The organism is Mesorhizobium sp. dw_380, from assembly GCF_018588885.1.
Lineage (GTDB): Bacteria > Pseudomonadota > Alphaproteobacteria > Rhizobiales > Rhizobiaceae > Mesorhizobium.
This window is the reverse complement of the sequence record NZ_JAFFIW010000147.1, coordinates 1-670: the sequence shown is the minus strand read 5'-3', so window position 1 is coordinate 670 and position 670 is coordinate 1. Positions and strand designations below refer to the sequence as shown.

Annotated in this window: 1 pseudogene; it reads right to left on the bottom strand. The window is 58.8% G+C overall.

Annotated elements, in window-relative coordinates:
• Positions 1-402 precede the first annotated feature (402 nt).
• A pseudogene (locus JT360_RS33305) lies at positions 403-670 on the bottom strand (transposase domain-containing protein); the annotation flags it as partial.

Genomic DNA, 670 nt, shown 5'->3' with positions numbered 1-670 from the left:
AAGGCCTGTTCCGGCGCATTGAAATTGCGCAGCATATTTAACCCATCGACCGTTTTACCAATGGCAAGCCGCACCCTTGGCAATGCAATGTCAGCCGAGCCGAATAGAGGTCTTCAGAGAGCGCCATTAGTCCTACCAATCAAGATATTTGCGGAATGGAACGTTCTGATTTCGGCTTGGAGATCAGCCAGGCGAGCATCGAGGGCAATCGACGTCCAGAACTTCTTTCATCATCTTCGTTTTTCCTGGTAAATTGCGGTCCCCAGCACGTCCCGCCGCCAGATCTGGCGGCGGGCGAGTGCAATTCCGTCAGTCGTAGACCTTCACAATTTTGCGCGTGCTCGGATCGACCACAATTGACCGCCGCCCTGAACTACTACTACTACCTCGAAGCCTTCGTGATTGCAGCTGCGCCGGAACGATGTCGAGCCGCTCGCTCACGTCCTCGCCGATCCGATGCAAGCCGTTGCGGCAGCACGGACAGGCATGGTCCTCGATGTCGACGACCATCTCCACGCGAGGAAGATGCGCCGGCAGCGAGCCACGGTTGGCCCGACGCTTGGCAGTCTTTGCCCGACGTTCCGTGGGAGCGGCCTGCTCGTTCTCCTCCTCGCCGGCGGCCTCGATCTGCTCGGCTTCCTCAAGCCCCAGCAGAAGCTGGTCTTCCGGC